At 67.8% G+C, this 25,239-nt stretch carries 21 protein-coding genes, 1 rRNA gene and 1 riboswitch; of the genes, 16 read left to right on the forward strand and 6 right to left on the reverse strand.

Translation table 11 applies throughout. The features are described from left to right. The 11 genes from rrf to ACGFSB_RS35875 form a co-directional block, all read left to right on the forward strand. Window positions 1–94 (forward strand): 5S ribosomal RNA (gene rrf, locus ACGFSB_RS35825); the annotation flags it as partial. A gap of 161 nt (window positions 95–255) precedes the next feature. After that, on the forward strand, window positions 256–873 hold the full coding sequence (locus tag ACGFSB_RS35830; RefSeq protein WP_393408324.1) for a CDP-alcohol phosphatidyltransferase family protein: 618 nt from the start codon (window positions 256–258) through the stop codon (window positions 871–873). Window positions 874–986: 113 nt separating this feature from the next. Then, window positions 987–3,482 carry a sugar phosphate nucleotidyltransferase gene (locus ACGFSB_RS35835; RefSeq protein ID WP_393408327.1) on the forward strand — a complete coding sequence of 832 codons (2,496 nt, stop codon included), beginning with the start codon at window positions 987–989 and terminating at the stop codon, window positions 3,480–3,482. An 89-nt stretch (window positions 3,483–3,571) separates the two neighbouring features. Next, window positions 3,572–4,471: a DUF881 domain-containing protein gene (locus ACGFSB_RS35840; RefSeq protein WP_393408330.1), complete on the forward strand. Its 900-nt coding sequence runs from the start codon at window positions 3,572–3,574 to the stop codon at window positions 4,469–4,471. After that, window positions 4,468–4,800, forward strand: coding sequence for a small basic family protein (locus tag ACGFSB_RS35845; RefSeq protein ID WP_003988855.1), 333 nt, complete (start codon window positions 4,468–4,470; stop codon window positions 4,798–4,800). The genes ACGFSB_RS35840 and ACGFSB_RS35845 overlap by 4 nt, the downstream gene beginning before the upstream one ends. Before the next feature lie 5 nt (window positions 4,801–4,805). After that, window positions 4,806–5,666, forward strand: a complete 861-nt coding sequence (locus ACGFSB_RS35850; protein WP_393408333.1) for a DUF881 domain-containing protein — start codon at window positions 4,806–4,808, stop codon at window positions 5,664–5,666. 82 nt (window positions 5,667–5,748) lie between these two features. Further along, window positions 5,749–6,717 carry an FHA domain-containing protein gene (locus ACGFSB_RS35855; protein WP_393408590.1) on the forward strand — a complete coding sequence of 323 codons (969 nt, stop codon included), beginning with the start codon at window positions 5,749–5,751 and terminating at the stop codon, window positions 6,715–6,717. 15 nt (window positions 6,718–6,732) lie between these two features. Continuing rightward, window positions 6,733–7,476, forward strand: coding sequence for a MerR family transcriptional regulator (locus ACGFSB_RS35860; protein WP_393408335.1), 744 nt, complete (start codon window positions 6,733–6,735; stop codon window positions 7,474–7,476). Window positions 7,477–7,529: 53 nt separating this feature from the next. Beyond that, window positions 7,530–8,003, forward strand: a complete 474-nt coding sequence (locus tag ACGFSB_RS35865; RefSeq protein WP_006123076.1) for a bifunctional nuclease family protein — start codon at window positions 7,530–7,532, stop codon at window positions 8,001–8,003. A 182-nt stretch (window positions 8,004–8,185) separates the two neighbouring features. Next, a complete protein-coding gene (locus ACGFSB_RS35870; RefSeq protein ID WP_393408338.1) occupies window positions 8,186–8,809 on the forward strand; it encodes a MerR family transcriptional regulator in 624 nt (207 codons plus the stop codon). 74 nt (window positions 8,810–8,883) lie between these two features. After that, window positions 8,884–10,311 (forward strand): DNA polymerase IV, encoded by a 1,428-nt coding sequence (locus tag ACGFSB_RS35875; RefSeq protein WP_393408341.1) that lies wholly within the window; start codon window positions 8,884–8,886, stop codon window positions 10,309–10,311. A gap of 51 nt (window positions 10,312–10,362) precedes the next feature. Here ACGFSB_RS35875 and ACGFSB_RS35880 read toward each other — a convergent pair whose 3' ends face one another. Continuing rightward, window positions 10,363–10,743 (reverse strand): PRC-barrel domain-containing protein, encoded by a 381-nt coding sequence (locus ACGFSB_RS35880; RefSeq protein WP_393408344.1) that lies wholly within the window; start codon window positions 10,741–10,743, stop codon window positions 10,363–10,365. A gap of 165 nt (window positions 10,744–10,908) precedes the next feature. Then, window positions 10,909–11,006, forward strand: a riboswitch (glycine riboswitch). A 197-nt stretch (window positions 11,007–11,203) separates the two neighbouring features. On the opposite strand from ACGFSB_RS35880, the gene gcvP reads away from it, so the two are divergent. Further along, window positions 11,204–14,092: an aminomethyl-transferring glycine dehydrogenase gene (gene gcvP / locus ACGFSB_RS35885; RefSeq protein WP_393408346.1), complete on the forward strand. Its 2,889-nt coding sequence runs from the start codon at window positions 11,204–11,206 to the stop codon at window positions 14,090–14,092. Between the two features lie 100 nt (window positions 14,093–14,192). On the opposite strand, the gene ACGFSB_RS35890 is transcribed toward gcvP, so the two are convergent. Both ACGFSB_RS35890 and ACGFSB_RS35895 read right to left on the reverse strand, forming a co-directional pair. Continuing rightward, on the reverse strand, window positions 14,193–14,399 hold the full coding sequence (locus ACGFSB_RS35890) for a DUF5999 family protein (protein ID WP_280922834.1): 207 nt from the start codon (window positions 14,397–14,399) through the stop codon (window positions 14,193–14,195). A gap of 316 nt (window positions 14,400–14,715) precedes the next feature. Next, the gene (locus ACGFSB_RS35895) at window positions 14,716–15,300 is read right to left on the reverse strand and encodes a hypothetical protein (protein WP_393408349.1); all 585 of its coding nucleotides are present in this window, start codon (window positions 15,298–15,300) and stop codon (window positions 14,716–14,718) included. Window positions 15,301–15,781: 481 nt separating this feature from the next. On the opposite strand from ACGFSB_RS35895, the gene ACGFSB_RS35900 reads away from it, so the two are divergent. Beyond that, window positions 15,782–17,299: a glutamate--cysteine ligase gene (locus ACGFSB_RS35900; protein ID WP_393408351.1), complete on the forward strand. Its 1,518-nt coding sequence runs from the start codon at window positions 15,782–15,784 to the stop codon at window positions 17,297–17,299. Between the two features lie 37 nt (window positions 17,300–17,336). Here ACGFSB_RS35900 and ACGFSB_RS35905 read toward each other — a convergent pair whose 3' ends face one another. After that, window positions 17,337–19,115, reverse strand: coding sequence for a substrate-binding and VWA domain-containing protein (locus tag ACGFSB_RS35905; RefSeq protein WP_393408353.1), 1,779 nt, complete (start codon window positions 19,113–19,115; stop codon window positions 17,337–17,339). 165 nt (window positions 19,116–19,280) lie between these two features. On the opposite strand from ACGFSB_RS35905, the gene ACGFSB_RS35910 reads away from it, so the two are divergent. After that, window positions 19,281–20,081 (forward strand): CPBP family intramembrane glutamic endopeptidase, encoded by an 801-nt coding sequence (locus ACGFSB_RS35910; RefSeq protein ID WP_393408355.1) that lies wholly within the window; start codon window positions 19,281–19,283, stop codon window positions 20,079–20,081. Between the two features lie 91 nt (window positions 20,082–20,172). Here ACGFSB_RS35910 and ACGFSB_RS35915 read toward each other — a convergent pair whose 3' ends face one another. Continuing rightward, the gene (locus tag ACGFSB_RS35915) at window positions 20,173–20,994 is read right to left on the reverse strand and encodes a PhzF family phenazine biosynthesis protein (protein ID WP_393408358.1); all 822 of its coding nucleotides are present in this window, start codon (window positions 20,992–20,994) and stop codon (window positions 20,173–20,175) included. A 454-nt stretch (window positions 20,995–21,448) separates the two neighbouring features. On the opposite strand from ACGFSB_RS35915, the gene ACGFSB_RS35920 reads away from it, so the two are divergent. Next, entirely contained in the window at window positions 21,449–22,261 is an 813-nt protein-coding gene (locus tag ACGFSB_RS35920; RefSeq protein ID WP_393408360.1) for a phytanoyl-CoA dioxygenase family protein, read from the forward strand. A gap of 49 nt (window positions 22,262–22,310) precedes the next feature. Continuing rightward, a complete protein-coding gene (locus ACGFSB_RS35925) occupies window positions 22,311–23,177 on the forward strand; it encodes a GyrI-like domain-containing protein (RefSeq protein ID WP_393408363.1) in 867 nt (288 codons plus the stop codon). A gap of 362 nt (window positions 23,178–23,539) precedes the next feature. Here ACGFSB_RS35925 and ACGFSB_RS35930 read toward each other — a convergent pair whose 3' ends face one another. Continuing rightward, window positions 23,540–23,938 (reverse strand): hypothetical protein, encoded by a 399-nt coding sequence (locus ACGFSB_RS35930; protein ID WP_393408366.1) that lies wholly within the window; start codon window positions 23,936–23,938, stop codon window positions 23,540–23,542. Window positions 23,939–25,239 lie beyond the last annotated feature (1,301 nt).

A 25,239-nucleotide genomic window follows, 5' to 3' on the forward strand; every position in this document is an offset into this window, starting at 1 on the left:
AACGCCCGGTTACATTCCGAACCCGGAAGCTAAGCCTCATAGCGCCGATGGTACTGCAGGGGGGACCCTGTGGGAGAGTAGGACGCCGCCGAACTTCTTTTATAGCCGTGGTCCCTGGACTTATTGTCCAGGGACCACGGCTTTTTGTGTTTCCTGCCGGCTTTCTGCACCTTGCCCACCCCTCTGCACTGCCGGCTGACAACTGAGGGTAAGGTCAGGGGCATCATCGGCTCGTTTCCCACAGGAGGCCCCCGGGTGGAGGTCCAGGAGACTCGCGTCCAGACGGACCGAGTCCTCACCATCCCGAACATCCTCAGCATGGCGCGTCTCCTTGGCGTACCCCTCTTCCTGTGGTTGATCCTCAGGCCGGAGTTCGGCGGCCCCAAGAGTGACCAGTGGGCGCTGCTGGTGCTGATGCTGAGCGGCATCAGTGACTATCTCGACGGCAAGTTGGCACGCCGCTGGAACCAGATCAGCAAGCTGGGACGGTTCCTCGACCCTGCCGCCGACCGGCTCTATATCTTGTCGACATTGGTCGGACTCACGTGGCGGGAGATCCTGCCGCTCTGGGTGACCGCGGTGCTGCTCCTGCGCGAGTTGGTTCTGCTGGTGATGGTCGGGATCCTCAGGCGGCACGGCTACCCGCCGCCCCAGGTGAACTTCCTGGGCAAGGCTGCCACCTTCAACCTGATGTACGCCTTTCCACTACTGCTTCTCAGCGATGGAAGTGGCTGGATCAGCACTCTCGCTGCTATTTTCGGATGGGCGTTCGCAGGATGGGGTACAACGCTGTACTGGTGGGCAGGGATCCTCTACGTGGTCCAGGTCCGCCGACTTGTCCGTGCGGACACTGCGGACACCACGGCCGATTGAGCTTGCCGATTCGGCAGCTGTAGAGGCTTGCAGGCCTGTGACTGACAAATGCGGGCCATTTTTGGCGGGCTAAGTCGGCTAGATCGTCGTCTATTGAGGAGGACGCTTCCGACATGAAGGCCGTCGTAATGGCCGGAGGCGAAGGCACTCGCCTTCGCCCTATGACCTCGAGTATGCCCAAGCCGCTCCTGCCTGTGGCCAACAGGCCCATCATGGAGCACGTGCTGCGGCTGCTGAAGAGGCATGGGCTCACCGAGACCGTAGTGACAGTCCAGTTCCTGGCCTCCTTGGTCAAGAATTACTTCGGCGACGGTGAAGAGCTCGGGATGGAGCTCACCTATGCCAATGAGGAGAAGCCACTCGGCACTGCCGGGAGTGTGAAGAACGCAGAGGAAGCATTGAAGGACGATGCATTCGTCGTGATCTCCGGCGATGCTCTGACTGACTTCGACCTCACTGAGCTCATCAACTTCCATAAGGAAAAGGGCGCTCTTGTCACCGTATGCCTGACGCGCGTGCCCAATCCGCTGGAATTCGGCATCACCATCGTGGACGAAGAAGGAAAGGTCGAGCGCTTCCTTGAGAAGCCGACCTGGGGACAGGTCTTCTCCGACACGGTGAATACGGGCATCTATGTCATGGAGCCCGAAGTCTTCGACTACGTCGACGCCGATGTGTCGGTGGACTGGTCCGGCGATGTCTTCCCCCAGCTCATGAAGGAAGGCAAGCCCATCTACGGCTACATCGCCGAGGGCTACTGGGAGGACGTCGGCACGCACGAGAGCTACGTCAAGGCCCAGGCCGATGTGCTCGAGCGCAAGGTGGACGTCGAGCTCGACGGCTTCGAGATCTCGCCCGGTGTGTGGGTCGCCGAGGGCGCTGAGGTGCACCCCGACGCTGTGCTGCGCGGGCCGCTGTACATCGGGGACTACGCCAAGGTCGAAGCCGGTGCCGAGATTCGCGAGCACACCGTGGTGGGCTCGAACGTGGTGGTCAAGACCGGCGCGTTCCTGCACAAGGCTGTGGTGCACGACAACGTCTACATCGGTCAGCACTGCAACCTGCGTGGCTGCGTCATCGGCAGGAACACCGACATCATGCGGGCCGCCCGCATCGAGGACGGTGCTGTTATCGGCGACGAGTGCCTCGTCGGCGAGGAATCGATTATCCAGGGCAACGTCCGGGTCTATCCGTTCAAGACCATCGAGGCCGGCGCGTTCGTCAATACGTCGGTCATCTGGGAGTCCCGGGGTCAGGCGCATCTCTTCGGTGCGCGTGGAGTGTCCGGAATCCTGAACGTGGAGATCACACCGGAGCTCGCGGTGCGGCTCGCGGGGGCGTACGCGACGACCCTGAAGAAGGGCTCGACCGTCACCACGGCACGTGACCACTCGCGAGGCGCGCGTGCGCTGAAGCGAGCGGTGATCTCGGCCTTGCAGGCCAGCGCCATCGACGTACGAGATCTGGAGAACGTACCGCTGCCGGTGGCGCGGCAGCAGACGGCTCGGGGCAGTGCCGGCGGGATCATGATCCGGACGACGCCCGGAGTGCCGGACTCCGTCGACATCATGTTCTTCGACGCCCGTGGGGCCGACCTGTCACAGGGGAGTCAGCGGAAGCTGGACCGGGTGTACGCGCGTCAGGAGTACCGGCGTGCTTTCCCCGGAGAGATCGGGGATCTGTACTTCCCGTCCAGTGTCTTCGACGCCTACACCGGTTCGCTCCTGCGCAACATCGACACCACAGGTGTGGCCGAGTCGACTCTGAAGGTCGTAGTCGACGCGTCCAACGGCAGTGCGGGCCTTGTGCTGCCCAGCCTGCTCGGGCGGCTCGGGGTCGACGCGCTGACCATCAACCCCGGGCTCGACGAGTCCCGTCCGACCGAGACCTTTGACGCACGCAGGTCGGGGCTTGTGCGGCTCGGTGAGATCGTGGCTTCGGCGCGGGCCGACTTCGGTGTGCGCTTCGATCCTGTGGGTGAGCGGCTCTCGCTCGTCGACGAGAAGGGCCGGATCATCGAGGACGACCGAGCTCTCCTCGTCATGCTCGACCTGGTCGCCGCGGAGCGCCGCAGTGGGCGGGTCGCGCTGCCGGTGACGACGACGCGCATCGGCGAGCAGGTGGCGGCGTACCACGGGACACAGGTCGACTGGACGACCACATCGCCGGACGATCTGACGCGTGTGGGGCGCCATGAGCTGACCATCTTCGGTGGGGACGGCCGTGGCGGATTCATCATCCCCGAGTTCAGCAGTGTCTTCGACGGTACGGCCGCCTTCGTGCGGCTCATCGGCCTGGTGGCGCGGACGCAGCTCACGCTGAGCCAGATCGACGCACGTATCCCGCGCGCCCATGTGCTGCGGCGTGATCTCGCTACTCCGTGGGCGGTCAAGGGGCTTGTGATGCGGAGCGTGGTGGAGGCGGCAGGGGAGCGGTCGGTGGACACCACCGATGGCGTACGGGTCGTCGAGACCGACGGGCGCTGGGTGCTCGTCCTTCCCGACCCTGCCGAAGCCGTCACTCATCTGTGGGCCGAGGGGCCCGATGACGCATCCGCTCAGGCGTTGCTCGACGAGTGGTCCGCGGTGGTGGACAGCGCGGGCCGCTGACCGGTCGCGGAGGCCGGACCGCACCCGCAAGAGGTGCGGTCCGGCACGCCGGTGGGGCCATTCGGAGGTAGGGCCCGTGACGTGCGACGATGTGCGGCATGTCGCAGCAGTCCCCCGTTCGGAGCACCCCCTCGCGCCCCCGGCGCCCGGATGCCTCCATGTCGCTGCTGACCACCGTCATGGACCACAGCCTGGACGAGGGGTACGCCGAGGCGGCGGCCCGTAAGAAGGCGAAGGGTGACGGCGGTGTTCCGCGTCCGCTGCGGGCGAAGCTCGGCCTTGCCCTCGGGCTCGTACTCGCGGCGCTCGTGGTGACGGTGGGGGCCGCGGAGGCGCGGATAGCGGCTCCGGTCGTCGCCAAGGAACGCGCTGAGCTCATCGACCGGATCGAGTCGGCGACCTCGGACGCCGACACCCTCGAAGAGGATGTCGAGACGCTCCGGGACGACGTGGGCGAACGACAGCGCGAGGCACTGAAGAAGCACGGGGGCAGCCAGGGCGAGTTGGTGTCCCTGCTCTCCGGAGACACCGCGGTCCACGGGCCCGGTGTGAAGCTCGTGGTGGACGACGCCAAGGAAGCCGATCAGGGCGGCGGCGGGCCGCGGGAGAGCGCGGGGTTCTCCGACACCGGGCGGGTCCGCGACCGCGATATGCAGCGGGTCGTCAACGGCCTGTGGCAGTCGGGTGCGGAGGCGATCGCCATCAACGACCAGCGGCTGACGGCGCTGTCGGCGATCCGGGCCGCGGGAGACGCGATACTGGTCGACAACAAGCCGCTGGTGCCTCCGTATACGGTGCTTGCCGTAGGGGACGGACAGCACTTGAGCACCAGATTCCAGAACAGTCGCGACGGTCAGTATCTGCATGCTCTGCAGGAGAACTTCGGGGTCAGGACCAGTATTTCCGTCCAGGAGGACGTCCGACTCCCGGCAGCACCGAGTGTGACCGTACGTACAGCAGAGCCGAAGGCAGGAAAGGGCACATCGTGATCGCCGTACTGGGCCTGGTCGTGGGAGTCGTGGCCGGATTGTTGGTCCGGCCCGAGGTTCCGGCGGTGGTCGAGCCGTACCTTCCGATCGCCGTGGTGGCGGCACTCGACGCGGTGTTCGGGGGTCTGCGCGCGATGCTCGACGGGATCTTCGACGACAAGGTCTTCGTCGTCTCGTTCCTCTCGAACGTCGTGGTGGCCGCCCTGATCGTCTTCCTGGGCGACAAGTTGGGTGTCGGCGCTCAGCTCTCCACCGGTGTCGTGGTGGTGCTCGGCATCCGGATCTTCTCCAACGCCGCCGCCATTCGCCGACACGTCTTCAGGGCGTGACGCGGATGGGTACGGACGAAACACCCGGAAGTGACAACCGGCGCAAGGAGCTTCCCGCCGAGGTGCATGACGACGGGCAGGGTGAGGAGCACGGCGCGGCGCCCAAGCAGGACGAGCGGGACGAGCGGGATGAGCAGGCGTCGCACGCCGGTCGTAAGCGACTGACGGAGGCGCTGTGGCCGCCCCGTGTCACGCGTCCCCAACTCATCGTCGCCCTGTTGCTGTTCGTACTGGGGCTCGGCCTCGCCATCCAGGTGCGCTCCAACAACGACAGCAGCGCGCTGCGGGGAGCACGTCAGGAAGATCTCGTACGCATCCTCGATGAACTGGATGACCGTACACAGCGTCTGGAAGATGAGAAGCAGCGTCTCGAGGACCAGCGCACCGGGTTGGAGAACAGCTCGGACCAGGCCGAGGAGGCCCGCAAGCAGACTGTCGAGAAAGAACGTCAACTCGGCATTCTCGCGGGCACCGTGGCAGCGCAAGGTCCTGGCATCACGCTGACCGTCGATGACAAGAAGGGGTCGGTTGAGGCGGACATGCTGCTCGACGCCATTCAGGAGTTGCGCGCCGCGGGTGCCGAGGCCATCCAGATCAATGACGTACGCGTCGTGGCCAATACCCATCTGTCGGATACGGACGGTGGCGGTGTCCGGGTGGACGGCCACAAGGTCGGCAAGCCCTACCGTTTCAAGGTGATCGGCAAGCCGCAGGACCTCGAGCCGGCGCTGAACATCCCAGGTGGTGTGGTGCAGACTCTGGAGAAGGAGCAGGCCACCGTCACGGTGGCGGGGGCGCAGAAGATCGTGGTGGACGCCTTGCGACCCGCGAAGCGGCCTGACTACGCTCGGTCGTCGTCCCAGTGAGGCGGGGGCGCATGGGGGCCGCCGGTCGAGGGCATGAGGTTGCGGGGGGTCGGCGCACTGTAACCGTGGTGCGTGGTGGAAACTGTTTGGTGGGTGCGGACGTTGTGAGGATGTCTGTGCTGCCGATGTACGCCGGTGTGTGCAATCAGGGTTCGTCCTGCCCCACGGGCGGGTCTGTTTCGGTCAAGGGGAATCGCCCGTGAAGTTGTTTGCGAAGTTGTTCGGCAAGAGTGCACGTGAGGACAGTGGTAATCCTGCCACCGCCCGGCACCGTGCCCCGCGTCATGGAGATGCTGAGGGACAGGGCGACGACCGCCCGATGTTCCGTGACCAGGTCGGTGGGCCAGGCGGTGACATTTCGGGCGCTCAGGGCGCGTCGTCTGTTGACCCTGCCGGTCCGGGCCGCATAGGTTTCGGAGAACCGTCAACCTCAAGTACGGGTGGAGGGTTTACCCCCGATCCGTACGCATCGAATGCCCCCGCGGGGCAGCCGCGGCAGGAGGATCCGTCCATGGCTCTGGTGTGTACGAGGTGCGGGAACCGCAACGCGGATGCGAGCCGCTTCTGCTCCAACTGCGGCGCGCCGCTGCGGGCCGGGGCCGCGCCGGAGCGTCCGTCCGAGACGACCTCGACCATCTCCATCTCGGGTCTCGAGGCCTACGACGCGGAGGTGACGGGGCAGACCGCCTCGCCCGCCCTCTCGCCGGAGGCCCAGGCCGCCGTTGACGCACTTCCGCTCGGCTCCGCGCTCCTCGTGGTGCGCCGGGGTCCGAACTCGGGCAGCCGCTTCCTTCTGGACGGCGAGCTGACCACGGCGGGGCGTCACCCGCAGAGCGACATCTTCCTTGACGATGTGACCGTCTCGCGCCGTCATGTGGAGTTCCGTCGCCTCGGGGACGGGTCCTTCACCGTCGCCGATGTGGGCAGCCTCAACGGCACGTACGTGAATCGGGAGCGCATCGACTCGGTCGCGCTGTCGAACGGCGACGAGGTGCAGATCGGTAAGTACCGGCTGGTCTTCTACGCGAGCCAGCGGGGCGTCGGTATCTGACCTTCAGGAAGGTCCATGCTTCAAACATCGAGGGGCGGTGCCGGGAACGGCACCGCCGCCGAGGATCATCGGCTGATGAGCATCGGCGCTGTGCTGAACGCGCTGCGTGACGAATTTCCCGAAGTCACCATCTCCAAGATCCGCTTTCTGGAGTCGGAAGGGCTCATCGAGCCCGAGCGCACGCCTTCCGGCTACCGGAAGTTCAGTCCGGAGGACGTCGAGCGGCTCGGCCATGTCCTGAGGATGCAGCGTGACCACTATCTGCCGCTCAAGGTGATCAGGGAGCACCTGGACGCCCTGGAGCGCGGTGAGAGGGCTCCACTGCCCTCTCTGGGGCAACAGCGCGAGCCTGGTGACGCCTGGGGCCTGAGTGACGCCGAAGAGCCCACTGCGGCCCGTGTGGGCCGTACGGAGCTGCTTGCCGCTGCCGAGATCGACGCGGAGCAGCTCGCCGAGTGGGAGACGTACGGGCTCATCGTGCCCTTGCCCGATGGCGGTTACGACGCGGAGGCGGTGACGGTGGCCGCGCTCGTCGTCGAACTCGGACGCTTCGGTATCGAACCTCGGCATCTGCGCGTCATGAAGGCGGCGGCCGAGCGCGAAGCGGGTCTGGTCGACCAGGTCGTGGCGCCGCTGCGGAGGCACCGTAATCCGCAGACCAGGGCACATGCGGAAGCCCGTACGAAGGAGCTCGCCGGGCTCACCGGAAAGCTGCACTCTGCACTCGTGCAGACCGCGCTCGGAGTGCGGTTGCCCTGACTCTGGGGGTGCCCGACTACCCAAACCTGCCGGGCACGTCCTAGGGTTGCTGTGTGAACGAGCTCGACGTCGTAGGTGTCCGGGTGGAAATGCCCTCCAACCAACCGATCGTGCTCCTGCGTGAAGTGGGAGGCGATCGGTACCTCCCCATCTGGATCGGACCAGGGGAGGCGACCGCGATCGCCTTCGCACAGCAGGGGATGGCGCCCGCACGACCGCTGACCCACGACCTGTTCAAGGACGTGCTGGAGGCGGTGGGGCAGGAGCTCACCGAGGTGCGCATCACGGACCTCCGAGAAGGGGTCTTCTACGCGGAGCTGGTCTTCGCCAGTGGAGTCGAGGTGAGTGCCAGACCGTCCGACGCCATAGCGCTCGCACTGCGCACCGGAACGCCGATCTACGGCAGCGACGGTGTCCTTGACGATGCCGGTATCGCCATCCCGGACGAGCAGGAGGACGAGGTGGAGAAGTTCCGCGAGTTCCTCGACCAGATCTCGCCCGAGGACTTCGGTACGAACAGCCAGTAGGCCGTCGCCGACCGTCGCTTCCGGAGGGTCCCGGCGGACCATTCGGCTAGCCGTTCCCGGCGGTGCGATACGGCAAACCACCCTCAGGGTGATTATCACTCGGCGTGCCTAGTGTGGCGATCGTTGACGAGCCCCTGGTGACTGCCTACCGTCGAGAAGGCAGGTCAATGACGGAGGTCGGCGTGAGAAGCAGCGGCGACGGTACGGCGATGGGCGGGCCGTATCCGCTTCACAGCAGCGTGGCCGGTCCCTCTCCGAAGAGGCCGATGGCGGTTCAGGGGAGCGGGGACGCCACGTCCGGACAGTCCGAACAGGAACAGATCGGATATCGGGGGCCCACCGCGTGTGCGGCCGCCGGTATCACGTATCGACAGCTCGACTACTGGGCCCGTACGGGCCTCGTCGAGCCCAGTGTGCGGTCCGCCGGCGGGTCGGGGACCCAGCGGCTCTACAGCTTCCGTGACGTCGTGGTCCTGAAGGTCGTGAAGCGTTTCCTCGACACGGGGGTGGCGCTGCAGAACATCCGGACCACGGTCCAGCATCTGCGCGACCGGGGGTTCCAGGATCTGGAGCGGATGACGCTCATGTGCGACGGCGCGACGGTCTACGAGTGCACATCGCCGGACGAGGTGCACGATCTGCTCCAGGGCGGCCAGGGGGTCTTCGGGATCGCTGTGGGTGTCGTGTGGCGGGATGTGGAAGCGGCGCTCTCGCAGCTGCACGGGGAGCGGATCGACACCGGGGAGACACTTCTGAGGCAGAACCCTGCCGACGAGCTCGCGCGGCGGCGCAACCGGGCCGTGTGAGCGAGCGGGGCGGCGCGGGCCGTGCGGGCGGCGTTTTCGGGGCGTTGTCAGTGGCGTAGGGCAGCATCAGTGGTGTGAGAACCGCGCCGACGATTCTGCATCTCGACATGGATGCCTTCTACGCGTCTGCCGAGCAGGCCGCGAAGCCGAGCCTGCGCGGGAAGGCCGTGGTGGTGGGCGGACTCGGGCCGCGTGGCGTGGTGGCCACGGCTTCGTACGAGGCGCGCAAGTTCGGGGTGCACTCGGCGATGCCCATGGGTCAGGCGCGACGCCTTGCGCCGAACGCCGCCTATCTGGTGCCGCGCTTCGGGCTCTACCGGGAGATCAGCGAGCAGGTGATGGCGCTGCTGCGGGAGCTGTCGCCACTGGTGGAGCCGCTCAGCCTGGATGAGGCCTTCGTCGACCTGGAGGCGGGGGGTGTCGCTGACGACGCGGCGTCGGCGCGGGTGGTCGGTGAGCGGCTGCGGGTCGACATCAAGACGGTGACCGGGCTTACGGGTTCGGTGGGGCTTGCCGCTTCCAAGATGCTGGCGAAGATCGCCTCGGAGGAGGCCAAGCCGGATGGTCTGCGGCTGATAGTGCCGGGAACCGAGCGGGACCTGCTCGGGCCGATGTCGGTGCGGACACTCCCCGGTGTCGGGCCCGCCACCGGGGACCATCTGCGGCGGGGCGGCATCACGACAGTGGAGGAGATCGCCGGGGCGGGCGAGGACGAGCTCGTACGGCTCGTGGGGAAGTCGCACGGGAGCGCGCTGTACGCGATGGCGCTCGCACGGGACGAGCGGCCTGTGGTGGCCGAGCGGGACACCAAGTCGGTCAGCGTCGAGGACACATACGACGTGGACATTCATGACCGGGTACGGGTCAGGGGCGAGGTGGCGCGGCTCGCCGACCGGTGTGTGGAGCGGCTGCGGGCGGCGGGGCACTCGGGGCGGACCATCGTGCTCAAGGTGCGGCGGTTCGACTTCTCGACGCTGACACGGTCCGAGACGCTCCGTGGGCCCACCGACGACGCCGGGGTGGTGCGGGAGGCTGCCGCGCGGCTCCTCGAGTCCGTGGACACCACGGGAGGGGTGCGGCTCCTGGGGGTGGGTGTCACGGGGCTTGCCGACTACACGCAGGAGGATCTCTTCGCGCAGGCGCGGGCTCTGGCCGAGGGCTCTGAGCAGGGGGAGGGCGAGGCTGTGGGGGAGGCGGCCCAGGAGACTGCGCAGGCGGTGGAGGAGTCGTCCGTCGATGAGGTGCCGCTTGCCGCGCGGCGGTGGGTCGCGGGGCACGATGTGCGCCATGCCGCCTACGGGCACGGTTGGGTGCAGGGGAGTGGGCTAGGGCGGGTGACGGTGCGGTTCGAGACGCCTGTGTCGCCTCCCGGGCGGGTGCGGACCTTCCGGGTGGACGACGCCGAGCTTGTTCCCGCGGAGCCGTTGCCGCTGGTGGAGCCCACGGAGGAGGGTCTTGCGGGCCCTGGTGCGGAGAGTGCGGAGCGGTGTCCGTCGGGTTAGCGGTGCCTCCTTGGGAGCCCCTTTGGGACGGTGGCGCCCGGCGGTGTGGGGTCAGGTGTCTTCCTGGCCCGCGATCTTGCCGAAGTCCTGGTCCGGGGGCGTGGTGGGTTGTGGGGGTGTGATGTCGAGGCCGTAGTGGTGGTAGAGCTGGAGTTCCTGTTCGGGGGAGAGGTGGCGGCCCACGCCGAAGTCGGGGGCGTCCTTGATCAGGGCGCGCTCGAAGGGGATGCGCAGGGTGCCCTCGCTCGTGAGCTCGCTGGGCTCCAGGGGGACGAACGCGTCCCGGCTGAACAGGCCCGTGCGTATGGCCGCCCACTCCGGGGTGCCGGTGGCGTCGTCGAGATACACCTCGTCGATCGTGCCGATCCTGGCCCCGTCCCGGTCGAACGCCTTGCGGCCGATCAAGTTGCGCGGATCGATGTCGGTCTGCACGGTGCCCTCCAACTGGTCGCGGCTTGTCGAAGTGAGGCGTAACTCATCGAAGTGAGGCGTAACTCATCATTATTCGTTCGTATTCACTACGAAAGAGCACATCGGGGCAAGCGGCCACTCGAGGGATCGGGCGCGGTCCTCGCTGGTAGGCTGGCACATGGCTGCTGACCCCGTGCGGGAGAGCTCTCCGGTGGTGACATCGGAGGCGCCGAAGGAGCAACTCCTCCCCGGAATCTCTCAGGCCCCTGTACCGCACGGACGAGGTCACTCTGGAAAGTAGGGCGGGCGTCGGGCGGGCACGTCCGGAACCCATCCTCACCGACGGTGAAAGCCGGGACGGCGCCTCTCGCGGGGCGCGGCCCGGTGAAGCTCTCAGGTTGACATGACAGAGGGGGAGGCCGTCCGGGCACCCGTGCCGTGGTGCCCCTCGCAGGTCGCGTCAGACCAGGAGGCCTCCGCAATGACCGCCACCCCTCGTATTCCGCTCTCCCAGCTCGAGCAGGGCATTCCCTTCGAGCAGCGGCATATCGGTCCCGATGTGGAAGCACGGGCAAAGATGCTCGCGCAGGTGGGATACGGCTCGCTCGACGAGCTGACCGCCGCCGCGGTGCCGGATGTGATCAAGAACGCCGAGGCGCTGAATCTCCCCGGAGCCCGTACCGAGGCCGAGGTCCTCGCCGAGCTGCGCTCCCTCGCGGACCGTAACGAAGTACTTGATTCCATGATCGGGCTCGGCTACTACGGGACCTTCACTCCGCCCGTCATTCTGCGGAACGTCATGGAGAACCCGGCCTGGTACACCGCATACACGCCGTATCAGCCGGAGATTTCACAGGGCCGCCTCGAAGCGCTGCTCAACTTCCAGACCGTCGTCGCCGAGCTGACCGGACTGCCCACCTCCGGTGCCTCGCTGCTCGACGAGGGCACCGCCGCCGCCGAGGCCATGGCGCTTTCGCGGCGCATGGGCAAGGTCAAGAACGGTGTCTTCCTTGTCGATGCCGATGCGCTCCCGCAGACCATCGCCGTCATTCAGACGCGCGCCGAGCCGACCGGTGTCGAGGTCGTCGTCGCCGATCTGAGCGACGGCATCCCGGCCGATGTCGCGGAGCGCGGTGTCGTCGGCGTACTGATCCAGTACCCGGGTGCCTCCGGTGCCGTACGCGACATCAAGCCCCTCATCGAGCAGGCGCACGAGCTCGGTGCCATCGTCTCCGTCGCCGCCGACCTGCTCGCCCTTACGCTGCTCACCTCGCCCGGTGAGCTCGGCGCGGACATCGCGGTCGGGACCACGCAGCGCTTCGGTGTGCCGATGGGCTTCGGCGGGCCGCACGCCGGTTACATGGCGGTGCGTGAGTCGTTCGCGCGCAGCCTGCCGGGGCGGCTCGTGGGCGTCTCCGTCGACGCCGACGGCAACAAGGCCTACCGGCTCGCGCTGCAGACCCGTGAGCAGCACATCCGCCGCGAGAAGGCCACCAGCAACATCTGTACGGCTCAGGTGCTGCTCGCCGTCATGGCCGGAATGTACGCCGTCTACCACGGCCCGGAGGGGCTCAAGTCCATTGCGCGGCGCACCCATCGCTACGCCACGCTGCTCGCCGCGGGCCTCACCGCCGGTGGCGTCGAGGTCGTGCACGGCGCGTACTTCGACACGCTGACCGTGCGGGTGCCCGGCAAGGCCGAGGAGCTGGTCGCCGCCGCCCGCGAGGGTGGCGTCAACATCCACCAGATCGATGCCGACCAGGTGTCCCTCGCCTGCGACGAGACCACCACGCGTACGCAACTGACCGCGATCTGGACCGCGTTCGGGGTCGAGGCCGACGTCGAGGCGCTCGACGTGGAGACCCAGGACACGCTCCCCGGCGGCCTCCTTCGCACCGACGAGTACCTGACGCACCCCGTCTTCCACCAGTACCGCTCCGAGACCGCGATGCTGCGCTACCTGCGCAAGCTGGCCGACCGCGACTACGCGCTCGACCGCGGCATGATCCCGCTGGGCTCCTGCACCATGAAGCTCAACGCCACCACGGAGATGGAGCCGGTCACCTGGCCCGAGTTCGGCCAGCTGCACCCCTTCGCCCCGGCCCAGCAGGCGCAGGGCTATCTGACGCTCATCCGTGAGCTGGAGGAGCGGCTCGCCGAGGTCACCGGGTACGACAAGGTGTCGCTGCAGCCCAATGCCGGTTCGCAGGGTGAACTGGCCGGACTGCTCGCCGTTCGCGGCTACCACCGTGCCAACGGTGACGAGCAGCGCACCGTCTGCCTCATCCCGTCCTCCGCGCACGGCACGAACGCCGCGAGCGCTGTGATGGCCGGCATGAAGGTCGTCGTCGTGAAGACGAGCCACGACGGCGAGATCGACGTCGACGACCTGCGCGCCAAGATCGAGAAGCACCGCGACGAGCTGTCCGTGCTCATGATCACCTACCCGTCCACGCACGGTGTGTTCGAGGAGCACGTCGCCGACATCTGTGCCCAGGTGCACGAGGCGGGCGGCCAGGTGTACGTCGACGGGGCGAATCTCAACGCCCTGGTGGGCCTCGCCCAGCCGGGCAAGTTCGGCGGCGACGTCTCGCACCTGAACCTGCACAAGACCTTCTGCATCCCGCACGGCGGCGGTGGCCCCGGCGTCGGCCCGGTCGGTGTGCGCGAGCACCTCGCTCCGTACCTGCCCAACCACCCGCTGCAGCCCGCCGCGGGTCCCGAGACGGGCGTCGGACCGATCTCCGCCGCGCCGTGGGGCTCCGCCGGAATCCTGCCGATCTCCTGGGCGTACGTACGCCTCATGGGCGGCGAGGGCCTCAAGCGCGCCACCCAGGTCGCCGTGCTCTCCGCGAACTACATCGCCAAGCGTCTCGAGCCGCACTACCCGGTGCTCTACACCGGCCCCGGCGGTCTCGTCGCGCACGAGTGCATCATCGATCTGCGGCCGCTCAGCAAGGCGACGGGCGTCAGCGTCGACGACATCGCCAAGCGGCTCATCGACTACGGCTTCCACGCGCCGACCATGTCGTTCCCGGTCGCGGGGACGCTGATGATCGAGCCGACGGAGAGCGAGGACCTGGTCGAGATCGACCGGTTCTGCGAGGCGATGATCGCCATACGCGGGGAGATCGAGAAGGTCGGCGGCGGCGAGTGGGCCGCCGACGACAACCCGCTGCGGAACGCGCCGCACACCGCCGCCGCGCTGAGCGGTGAGTGGGACCACGGCTACAGCCGCGAGGAGGCCGTCTTCCCGGCCGGTGTCGTCGTAGCGGACAAGTACTGGCCGCCGGTGCGCCGCATCGATCAGGCGTACGGCGACCGGAATCTGGTCTGCTCCTGCCCGCCACTGGATGCGTACGAGGACTGATACGCGGCCCGGGACATGCGTCGGGGCCGGTCCGGAGGAATGCTCTCCGGGTCGGCCCCTTTGTCCTTGCTGATGCAGTCCGTGCTGATGCGGCGCCGGGTCAAGCGGCCGTCATGATCTCGTCGGTGCCCAGCGGTCGGTGCGGGGCGATGATCTGGCCGTCCGGCAGCAGCTCACCGGTGTCCTCGAAGAGGAGGACGCCGTTGCACAGCAGGCTCCAGCCCTGCTCCGGGTGGCTCGCCATGAGGAGCGCGGCTTCCCGGTCGGCGGAGTCGGCTGTCGGGCACGGTGGTTGGTGCTGGCACATGGAAGGGTTCTTTCGCTGCGTTGTGATGGCTGTGACGTCAGTACTGCGGCTTGATGCGGTGTTCATGGCCGCCCCCCGTTTAGTCGGTCGGTCCCAGTGTTGCCCTACGGGAGTCAATCCGCAGGGATTTAGCGGCAGCGCTCCTTACTGCTTAATGACGTATCACCCGCCCGGACGGTTCAGCTCAACTGGACTGTCTCTTCGGGTGGTTCGGTGTGGTCATACCGGGCTAGTCCGTATGGGCAACCGCATGGGCGCAGGACGGCGCCGAGCCCCGCGGCCGGGACGGCGGCGGGGCTCGGGACGTTCGGCGAGGTCAGGCGGGTGAGCCGAGCAGCGGCGCGGGGGTCATGCGGTGAGTGATGACCTTGAGGAGTTCAGAGGCGCTGTGCGGGCGGTGGGCGGCGATGCCCAGGGGCGCGGGCGCCAGGGGCACGAGGATGTCGGACGGCGCGAGTTGACCGCTCGCGCCGTCCGCCGTGCAGTCGCCGTGCAGCCACAGTGTCAGCATGTAGAGCTCAGGCACGGACAACAGCCGTGGCTGGTACGGCATCGGCATCGCCTCCGCGTGACGCAGGGCGCGCTCGGTGGCCGCGATGTAGGGGCCTTCGAAGAAGTGCGAGAAGGCCCATCCGTCCGGCGTCAGCATCGTGTCCGCCGCGGCCACGGCTCGCTCCCCGCAGCGGATCAGGAAGCGCCAGCCGGCAAGCCGGGTGGGTGAGGTGCCCGACGGGGTGATCCGGTCGATGACGTGGACGGGCAGCGGGAGTTCGGGGCTCAGGGGTCCCTGGATGGCGCGCAGGGACGGGGTGCGGGCCTCGCGTACGGCGGTCGGGGAACCGAGTGCCGTGAGGACGCTGCGCAGGGCGGGCGCGGGGGCCGGGGGGACTTGCAGCGGCATGGTGGGTCGCCTCTCTCATTCGACAGGCACGGTGGAACGAGGTCAGGTGCGGACGACGCTGTCTGCTCTGGGCCAGAGGGGCGGGGGCAGGGGACCGCGAGCGCCAACTCTCTGCCTCGTTCGCGGAGTTTATACGACACGTGTTCAGGCAGTGTTTCGTCTAACGGCACCGGATATTGCCCGCAAGGCATTATCCGGTCGCAATTTTGTGGGCTTTACCCCGATTTCGGTTGGGCCCGGTGTCTTGACCTCGACTCCCTTCGCGGGAGCGGACGGCCGATTCTCGTCGGTGTTTTTCACCAGCGGCCGCGTGGTGATTTTCCGGCGTGCGTCATGCCCGGTGAATGTGCCGTACGAGCACCGCATCGAGCGTACTGGGCCGGGGGCATGTGCGGGGCGTTATCGATCACATTGCCGGGCATCATCCTCCGAGACACAGCGGCCGGATCATTGGCTGCCCATCAGAGGAGGGGACGCTTCGATGGGAGAGAAGGTCGTAGCAGGAACGTTTGACCTGGCTGAGCGGCACCAGTACCGGAGCAAGCTCAGGGAGTGTCTCGCGGGGCTGCGGAGGCTGTTGGACGAGGAGCGGTTCGACCGGCCCAAAAATCTGATGGGCATGGAGATCGAGTTGAATCTCGCGGGGCCCGACGGAATGCCGAGAATGCTGAATGCGCAAGTTCTCGAGCGCATCGCTAGCCGCGACTTCCAGACGGAACTCGGAATGTTCAATCTCGAAGTGAATATCGCCCCGCACCGATTGGGCGGACGCGTTCTCGACCGCCTCGCCGAGGAACTGCGCACCGGCCTCGCCTACGCCCATCGGAAAGCGAACGAGGTGAACGCGGGCATCGTGATGATCGGCATTCTGCCGACCCTCGCGCACCACGATCTCGTATCCGGGAACCTTTCCGACGTCGACCGCTATGTGCTGCTCAACGACCAGATCGTGGCGGCGCGCGGCGAGGACTTCGTCTTGGACATCCAGGGTGTGGAGCGGCTGACCTGCACCTCCGCGTCGATCGCGCCCGAAGCGGCGTGCACATCAGTGCAGTTGCACCTCCAGGTCACGCCGGGCAGGTTCGCCGACGTGTGGAACGCGGCGCAGGCCGTCGCGGCGGCGCAGATCGCCGTCGGTGCCAACGCGCCGTTCCTGTTCGGGCGTGAGCTGTGGCGCGAGTCGCGGCCACCCCTGTTCCTCCAGTCCACCGACACCCGCCCGCCAGAGCTCCAGGCGCAGGGCGTGCGGCCGCGGACCTGGTTCGGGGAGCGCTGGATCAGCGATGCGTACGAGCTCTTCGAGGAGAATCTGCGCTACTTTCCCGCGCTGCTTCCCCTCATGGACGACGAGAATCCGCTGGAGGCGCTCGACGAGGGCCGCGTGCCGCAGCTCGGCGAACTCGTCCTGCACAACGGCACCGTGTACCGCTGGAACCGTCCCGTGTACGGCATCGCCGACGGCGTCCCGCACCTGCGCGTGGAGAACCGTGTGCTGCCCGCCGGCCCCACCGTCACCGACGTCATCGCCAACGCCGCCTTCTACTACGGAGTCGTACGCGCACTCGCCGAGGAGCCGCGGCCCGTGTGGACCCGGCTGCCCTTCGACGCCGCGGCCCGCAACTTCGACACCGCGTGCCGCGACGGTATCGAGGCCCGCCTGCAATGGCCTCGGCGCGGCAGGTACGGCGGGATCGTCGAGGTGCCCGCGGTATCCCTCGTACGCGACGAACTGTTGCCGCTCGCGGCGGCCGGGCTCGACGCGTGGGGTGTCGAGCCCGCCGACAGGGACTTCTATCTCGGCATCATCGAGGAGCGGTGCAGGCGGCGGGTGAACGGGGCGTCCTGGCAGGCGGCGACCTACCACCAGGCCCTGGAGACCGGCCTCGAACGCGAGGAGGCGCTCGCCGCGACCACCCGGCGCTACGCCGAGCTGATGCACGCGGGGGAGCCGGTGCACACCTGGCCGGTGGGTCTGCCCGAACCGGCGGTGCTGAGCTGAACCGGCGGTGCCGAGCTGAACGGTTCGCGGTGGCGGCTCAGCCCTGGCTGCTGCCCGCCTCCATGATGGCCTTGAGGATGACCGCGTGGATCTGCGCCGGGTCGTCGACCTGGTGACCAGAGCCGCCGGTCGCCTCCGCGATCTGCTCGACCTCCTCCTTGTCCGCGTTCGGGCCGACCGCGATCGCGATGAGCGGCACCGGGCGCTTGGGATCGGAGAGATCCTCCAGCTGTGAGATGAGATTGCTGCGGGAGAGGGAGCCGGGGTCCTGGTTGGCGCCGTCGGTGAGGACGACGAGCGCGTTGAACTTGCCGCTCGCGTAGCTGGACGTGGCTTCCTTGTACGCCGCGAGCGTGGTGTCGTACAGACCGGTCGCGCCGCCCGGAATGGGCGAAAGGCCGCTGAAGGCCTCCGAGACCTTGTCCCGCTGGGTTCCGCCGCCCTTGCGGTCGCCGAGCCGTTCCGTCGGCACGAGCTTGCGGTAGTCGCGCTTGCCGTCCAGGAGGGTGGCGAACTCCCAGAGGCCGATCTCGTCCTCGTCGGTGAAGCCCGCGAGGGCTTGCAGGAGCGAGGACTTGGTGACTTCCATCCGGGTCTGGCCCCGGTCGGGGACGAACTCGCCCATGGAGTCCGAGACGTCGACGACCGTGCTGATCCGGGCGCTCTGGACGGTGATCGTCCACATGCCGAGCGTCTCCTGGAGCTCCTTGTCGGAAGGGGGCTCGCTCGCCTCGTCCTCGTAGGGCTGCGGCGTACGGCCGCCGGCAGCCGTGACGACCTGCTCCGAAGGGCTGTCGTCGGCGCCGGTCCTGAAGCCGTGCTTCTCCAGGATGCCGTGCCCGGCGTCATCGCTGAACAGGGTCATGAAGCGCAGGGCGGCCCGGCTCTGGTCCGTGGACAGCTTGTCCTCGTCGACCAGCGTGTACGGGTAGTCGAGGCGCGGTGAGCCGTCCTTCGGATAGAACATGTCGAGGCTGTTCTCCTCGCCCGCCGACGCGTTGTGCTCGAACGCCGCCTGCTCGGAGAGGATCAGTGCCTGATTGCGGCGCGGGTTGCCCTGTTCTGTGCCGGAGGAGTCCCTGGCCAGGGTTTCCAGGAGCTGGCCGTCGCTGTCGGAGGTGCGCGCGGACAGCGCCTTGGCCACTCCAGCGGCCTGGGTGTCGCCGTCCTTGCCGCCCGACTCCTTCGCCGACGCGCTCAGCTTGGCCAGGGCGAGCAGGCCGGTCGCGCTGCGCGCGGGATCGGCGGCGCCGAGCCGCAGCTTGTCCCCCTTCATCGCCGCGCCGGTCAACTCCGGCCATTTGTACGTCTTCTTGGGCCAGCCGAGGGATTCGGCGGCGGTGGGCACCATGGCCATCCCGACCGGCGACGAGGCTATGTTGCCTGCGGCCGTCACCTTGGTCTGCTTGCCGCCGAGGCCGACGCGCTGGACCCACAGGTCGGAGTCCGGCACCCACACCTGGTAGTCGTGACCGCCCTTGCCGGACCGTAGTTCGTCGGCGACCTTGTACGAGTCGCGGGCGGTGACCCGGACGTCGATGCACGATCCGTCGGACGTGACTTCCTTCTCGCGCGCGTCGTCGGCGGCCGCACGCAGGGCGGGTGTGATGTCGGGGGCGGCGACGACATCGAGGCGTACCGAGTCGTCGCGGCATGAACCGCCGAAGGAGAGCAGGTCGCTGCGGACGGCGTACGCCGTGCCTCCCGCGACCGCCAGGACGAGGGCCGTCGCGATGGCCACGGCGCGACCGCGTGTGCGCGGCCGTGGGTCGAGTGCGACCGCTCCGTCCTCATCGGGCAAGCTGTGACGTCCCATGGCGGTGGTGCCCCTCCTTGAGTGATGTAGCAAGGAAAGAGGGGGTGCACGCCCGCAATCGGCGCCCGTCCCCCTCGGCCTGTCGCGCAGGATCTTCGTACCTTCTTTCGAGACCCTAGCGGGGCGGAGATGTGGATGAGGCGGGATTACTCAACTGGAGGCGGAGTGCAAGCGGAGCCCGAGCCGTTGGCCGGTTCTTTTCGGGCGGAGGGGCCCTCGCGACGAATTTTCCGGAACGAGACACTGCTGGTCCTGGCGCTCTCGCTCGGCGCGAGCGGTGTGTCCGCGCTGATCAGCTTTGTCGGATCAGTCACCAAACCGGGTGGTCTGAAGGATCAGGCGGCGACCATGAACGCGTCGGCCGCTCCGGGGCGGCCATGGCTTGATCTCGCGTGGCAATTGTTCGGAATTACGACGGCGTTGGTGCCGGTGGCGCTGGTCGCGCACTTCCTGATCCGGGAGGGCGCGGGACTGCGCTCGATCGGCTTCGACCGCAGCCGTCCGTGGCCGGACCTGGGGCGCGGGGCGGCGATCGCCGCGGTGATCGGCAGCACCGGGATCGCCTTCTATCTGGCGGCTCGCGGGCTCGGGTTCAACCTGACGGTGGTGCCTGAGGATCTGCCGGGCGTGTGGTGGAAGTACCCGGTCCTCGTGCTGTCCGCGGTGCAGAACGCGGTGCTCGAGGAAGTGATCGTCGTCGGCTATCTGCTGCGCAGGATGGGGCAGTTGGGGTGGACGCCGATGGCCGCGCTGATCGGCAGCTCGGTGCTGCGCGGCTCGTACCACCTCTACCAGGGCATCGGCGGGTTCATCGGAAACATGGCGATGGGCGTGGTCTTCGTGCTGCTCTACCGCAGGTGGGGGCGGGTCGGGCCGCTGGTGGTGGCCCATTCGCTGCTGGATATCGGGGCGTTCGTGGGGTACGCGCTGCTTGCGGGGAAGGTGGGGTGGCTGCCTACGCCTTGAGCGGCGGGCGGGGCGGGTCTTTGGGGTTTGGGGTTCTGGGTTCTGGGTTCTGCGGGGACGTACGACGCGGTCGTACGTCCCCACAGTGATGTCAGGCGTACAGGTCGCCCTCGATGACCGTGACCGCGCGGCCCGTCAGCAGGGTGCGGTCGCCGCGCAGTTCCGTGTGGACGAAGCCGGTGCGGGCCGAGCCCTGGAGGCCGGTCAGCTCCTTGCGGCCAAGGCGCTGGGACCAGAAGGGGGCGAGCGCCGTGTGGGCGCTGCCGGTCACCGGGTCCTCGTCGATGCCGACGCGCGGGAAGAAGCCCCGGGAGACGAAGTCGTACCCGCGGGTGGGGTCCTCGGCGCGTGCGGTGGCGATGATGCCGCGCTCGGAGTGCTGGATGAGGGCCCTGTGGTCCGGGGTGAGCGCGCGCACCGTCTTCTCGTCCGCGAGCTCGACCAGCAGGTCGCCGAGGTTCGCCCCGGTGTCGTACGCCACGAGCGGCTCGGCGCCGAGTGCTTCCGCGACGCCCGCGGGGACCTCGGCCGGGGTGAGCGGGGCGGTCGGGAAGTCCATGGTGATGGTGCCGTCGGTGTGCGCGGTCGTGGTGAGGATGCCGCTGCGGGTGGTGAACCGCACGGGCCCTTCGGCGGCGCCGGTGGTCTTCAGGACGTGGGCGGTGGCGAGGGTGGCGTGGCCGCAGAGTTCGACCTCGGTGGTCGGCGTGAACCATCGCAGCGCCCAGTCGGCTTCGCCGCCCTCGGGGAGGCGGTGGGCGAAGGCGGTCTCGGCGTGGTTGACCTCCGCGGCCACGTGCCGGAGCCAGGTGTCCTCCGGGAAGGCGTCGAGGAGGAGTACGCCTGCGGGGTTGCCCGAGAAGGGGCGGTCGGTGAAGGCGTCGACGATGCGGATGCGGTGGGAAGGCGGCATGTCGACGACGCTAGCGGGCCGACGCGGGGGCTGGCCAAGGCCAATCGGGGGTGGGTGGCCCGAGGTCGCGCAGAGCGGCATCTGCGGCGCGTTTTGACCGCCCTGCACCAGGCTGGCGGTGCGAGCCGCATTTCGTGAGGTGGGGCCGGTAGGGCCAGTGGGGCCGGTGGGGCAAGCCGCCGATGTCGGCGTCCGGGCGGCCCTGTGCCGTGTGCCGTGTGGGTGTCCTTCGACAGCCAAGTTAGTCGTGTGCAGTCAGCTGACCTGGGCCGACTAGGTTGGATGTCAACGAGTGTGCTCGCGCTGAGTGGTCCGGGGGCATTGGCCGAAGTGGGGCCGAGCGGCTCGGACCGGCTGTAGTCCATGCCAGAGTCGAAGTGCTCGATGATCACCCAACAAAGGTGGTGCGGAAAATGTCGGGTGATCGGGGCTGGTGTCGCCGCACGATGGGGGCATGGATGACACGATCTTGGTATCCCGCTTCCTCCGCGACGGCTTCGTGAAGTTGGAGGGCGCCGTCGCGCCACGCGTGGCCGCGGACTGCGCGCGGCTGCTGTGGCGAGAAACGGGCTTCGACCCGGAGGACCCAGCGACATGGACGCAGCCCGTGCACTGGGTGGCCGGCATGGCGCAGGGGCCGTTCGCCGCCGCACCCAACTCGCCGTCTCTGCAGCACGCCTACGACCTTCTTGTCGGCGCGGGATGCTGGGAGCCGCGCTACTCGCTGGGCACGTTCCCGTTGCGCTTCCCACACGCGGAGGAGCCGGACGACGCGGGCTGGCACATCGAGGGGAGCTATCTGCCCGAGGGCGAGAGCTGGTACTTCACGAATCTGCGCTCCCGGGGCCGGGCGTTGCTGATGCTGTTCCTATTCAGCGAGGTCGGTGAACAGGACGCCCCGACCCGGATCCGGGTCGGTTCACACCTCGACGTGCCGAAGGTGTTGGAGAAGTACGGGGAGGACGGGGCGAGTGGGCTTGCCCTTGCGCCCGATCTGGTGGCGGCGTCCGACCACCGGCCACTCGCCCTTGCCACCGGGTCCCCGGGCGACGTCTTCCTGTGTCATCCGTTCCTGGTGCACGCGGCGCAACCACACCATGGGGCGCGGCCGCGCTTCATGGCCCAGCCGCCGCTGATGTCGGCCGCACCGTATGAACTGGAGCGGGCCGACGGTGCGTACTCTCCTGTGGAGATCGCGATCCGTCGGGGCCTGGGACAGGACACGCCCGGTCCGGACAGGGAAGGCACTGACTGCAGCGCCGGGTAGACATGGACGTTGCCTGGCGTGGTGGTCGTTAAGAGGAAGGAGACCGGGCGTGCTGGAGCGGCTGAACCAGGCTATGGGGCACGTCGAGCGCCATCTCGACCAGGCCGTCGAGGTGGAGGAGCTGGCACGCATCGCGGCGACCTCGGAATACCATCTGCGTCGGATGTTCTCCGCGCTCGCGGGCATACCGCTGTCGGAGTACATCCGGCGCCGTCGGCTCACCCTCGCGGGAGCCGAAGTGCTCGCGGGACGGGGGACGCTGCTGGAGATCGCGGTGCGCTATGGCTACAGCTCAGGCGAGGGCTTCGCGCGGGCGTTCCGTGCCATGCACGGCATCGGACCAGGCGAGGCCCGGCGCACCGGTGCCGCGCTCAGCTCCCAGTCGCGGATGACTTTCCACCTCACCGTCGAAGGCAGCAGCACTATGCGATATCGCGTTGTGGACAAGGCGGGCTTCACCGTCGTCGGGCTCAGGGCCCGGGTACCGCTGGTGCATGCGGGGCCGAACCCGGCGATCATGGGCTTCGTCCGCGGGATCGACCCGCAGACCCTGGAGGCCCTGGATAAGCTGTCGGACCAGGAGCCGCACGGCGTCGTCGCGGTCTGCGACGACCTGGACCCCAGCCGAGCCGAGGGCACCGAACTCGACTACCACCACGGCGTGATCACCTCCGCGGCCGCTCCGGAGGGCACAACCACGTTGTCCGTTCCGGCCGGCACGTGGGCGGTTTTCACCACCTCCGGTCCTGCGCCGCAGGCCATCCAGGAGCTGTGGCGGGCCGTGTTCACCGAGTGGTTCCCGTCGAACCCGTACCGAACCCGCACCGGCCCTGAGATCCTGCGTACCCGCCTGTCGCCGGAGAAGGCCGAGGCTGACGCCGAACTGTGGCTCCCGGTGGAACCCGAACACAGCTGAACAAGTCGGCAAGCGTTCCGGGCCGCCGTGTGCAAGCGGTCACCGAAGGTTGAGCGCTCCGCATGCGGGATGCGGCTGCCTCGGAGATCAGCGACATGTTTGCTCTGCACGCGCTGGCCACTGCACCCATCCGAGGACCTCGCTCCGGCCAGCGCGCTCAACCTTCGGTGACGGGGAGCCCGTCCACCAAGGTTGGTGAGAACGCTCGACCTTCGGTGTGCGAGATCACGACACCAACTGGCACCGTGACACGCCCACCGAGCAGCGACGGATACCCGCGTTCCGCCCCTCGCAGCGTCGCCGCGACCTGGACCTGTGCGGATCTCAAACACGTGCTGACGCCGTTCGGGGTCGTGTGTATCTCATGTAATGGCGGATGCTGTGGTAGGTGACCAAGTAGTCGTGGTGGTCAAGGAGTTCTGTCCAGATCTGCCTCCGCAGAGCTTTCTACTGATCATGCTTTCGATCAGGTCGGCGAGATCGCCGGTGATGGGGTCGGTCAGCGGTCCCGTCTCGGCAGTGGTCAGGCGCGGGGTCTTCAGGGCGAGGCGGACGTCCCAGCAGCGGAGGTTGTAGCGCTTTGCGAGCGTGCGGATTTGTGTGCCTTTGAGGGCCTCTTGGGTGATGCCGTGGGCCAGGCTCTGGCGCCAGGCGAAGGGGTTCTTCTTGGGGAGGCGTCGGCGTGGTCTGTTCGTGCCGCCCAGGGCGTTGGCGTCAGCGAGGGCACGTTCGAGTGCTTCGGGCGAGTGACCTGCGACCATGGCGAGGTCTCGAGGAGCGGCTTGGCAAACCACTGCGGTGGGCCGCAGAGATAGCAGTGCAGGAAGCTGGGCTTGAGATGGTTGGCGCGAGCCAGGCGCCGGATGTAGGAGTTGGCGGATTCTCCGAGGCAGGGGCGGAGTCGGACCGGTAGTGGGGCGAACCGGGGCGGTAGTTCGCTGTTCATCGGGACGTCGCGGCTTTCGAGGCCAGCGACGTCGTGGTGTGGGCGGTGTGGTCGAGCGGGATGGCCTGGAGGCTCTTCCTGGTGATCCTCACCGGCAACGAAAAGATCGCAAAAGCGGGCCTGCTGGCCGTCGACCTAGACATCGCCTTCCGCCGCAAGCGACCCGGCAGCTCTTCGGCGCCGCGCGAAGATCAGTGAACCTCACCCTCCAGGGAGAGACGTCGATCGCCCGACTTCCCTTTCAGGTTCGCCCAAGAGCCGGGGAAGGGGTGCGACCCTTCATCAGGCGGCCGGCCCATGCCAACCATCTCCCGCCCGCCTACTTGCGAAAATTCCTCTGCGAGCCACCACTGCACCGCGGGGCTCCCAGCTGGCCCCGCGTCGCGGCTGTCACTGGCCGTGACCCCGATGGGCTACAGCGCACGCTCACCACAGGGCTATGCGCGGAGTGCCGCACTCCGTTTCACGCGGATGCGGTTCGAGGTGTCCCGCGGAGCTTCTGCTCCCCAGCCTGCAAGGAAAGGGCCCGCCGCAGACGCATTCCGCGTCGTCGCCCACCGGAGCCGGTGCCTTGCCGCGTCTGCGGCGCGCTGATGGAGCTTCGGTCCGGACAACGCCGCACCACCTGTTCGTCAGTCTGCCGACAGACCTCCTACCGGCTCCGCCAACGCAAGGCGTCTCAGTCTCGATAGAGCGTTTGCGGCGCTGGGCGGTCAACCTTCACGGACACAAGGGACCCGGTGGTCAACCTTCGCTGACTGGCAATCGATGTCCCGTCTCCAAGGATCTGGTCCCCGTCTCAGGTGATCTGGTCCGCTTCCCTTGTGGTCTCAGGTGATCTGGTTCATCGACGCGCTTGAAAAGACCCGGACCGGTGATGCCCCTCCGCCAGGACCTACCTTCACGCGCCGGAACTGACAGCCGCGGTGCGTGCGACGCAGGACGAGGGCGAGACCGACTTCCGTACTGTGTACCGCGCGGGGAGCCCTAACTGCTCGCGGTCACACCAGCTGTCGGCGCCTCCTTCGTCTCAGTAGCCGTGACTCATCGGGTGTGATGTTTCCGCTTCGGGGTGTGACGCTTTCGGCTGCCCTGAAGCAGTGCTTAGTGGGCCGA

It is taken from the genome of Streptomyces sp. NPDC048441, from assembly GCF_043200235.1.
Classification (GTDB): Bacteria; Actinomycetota; Actinomycetes; order Streptomycetales; family Streptomycetaceae; genus Streptomyces.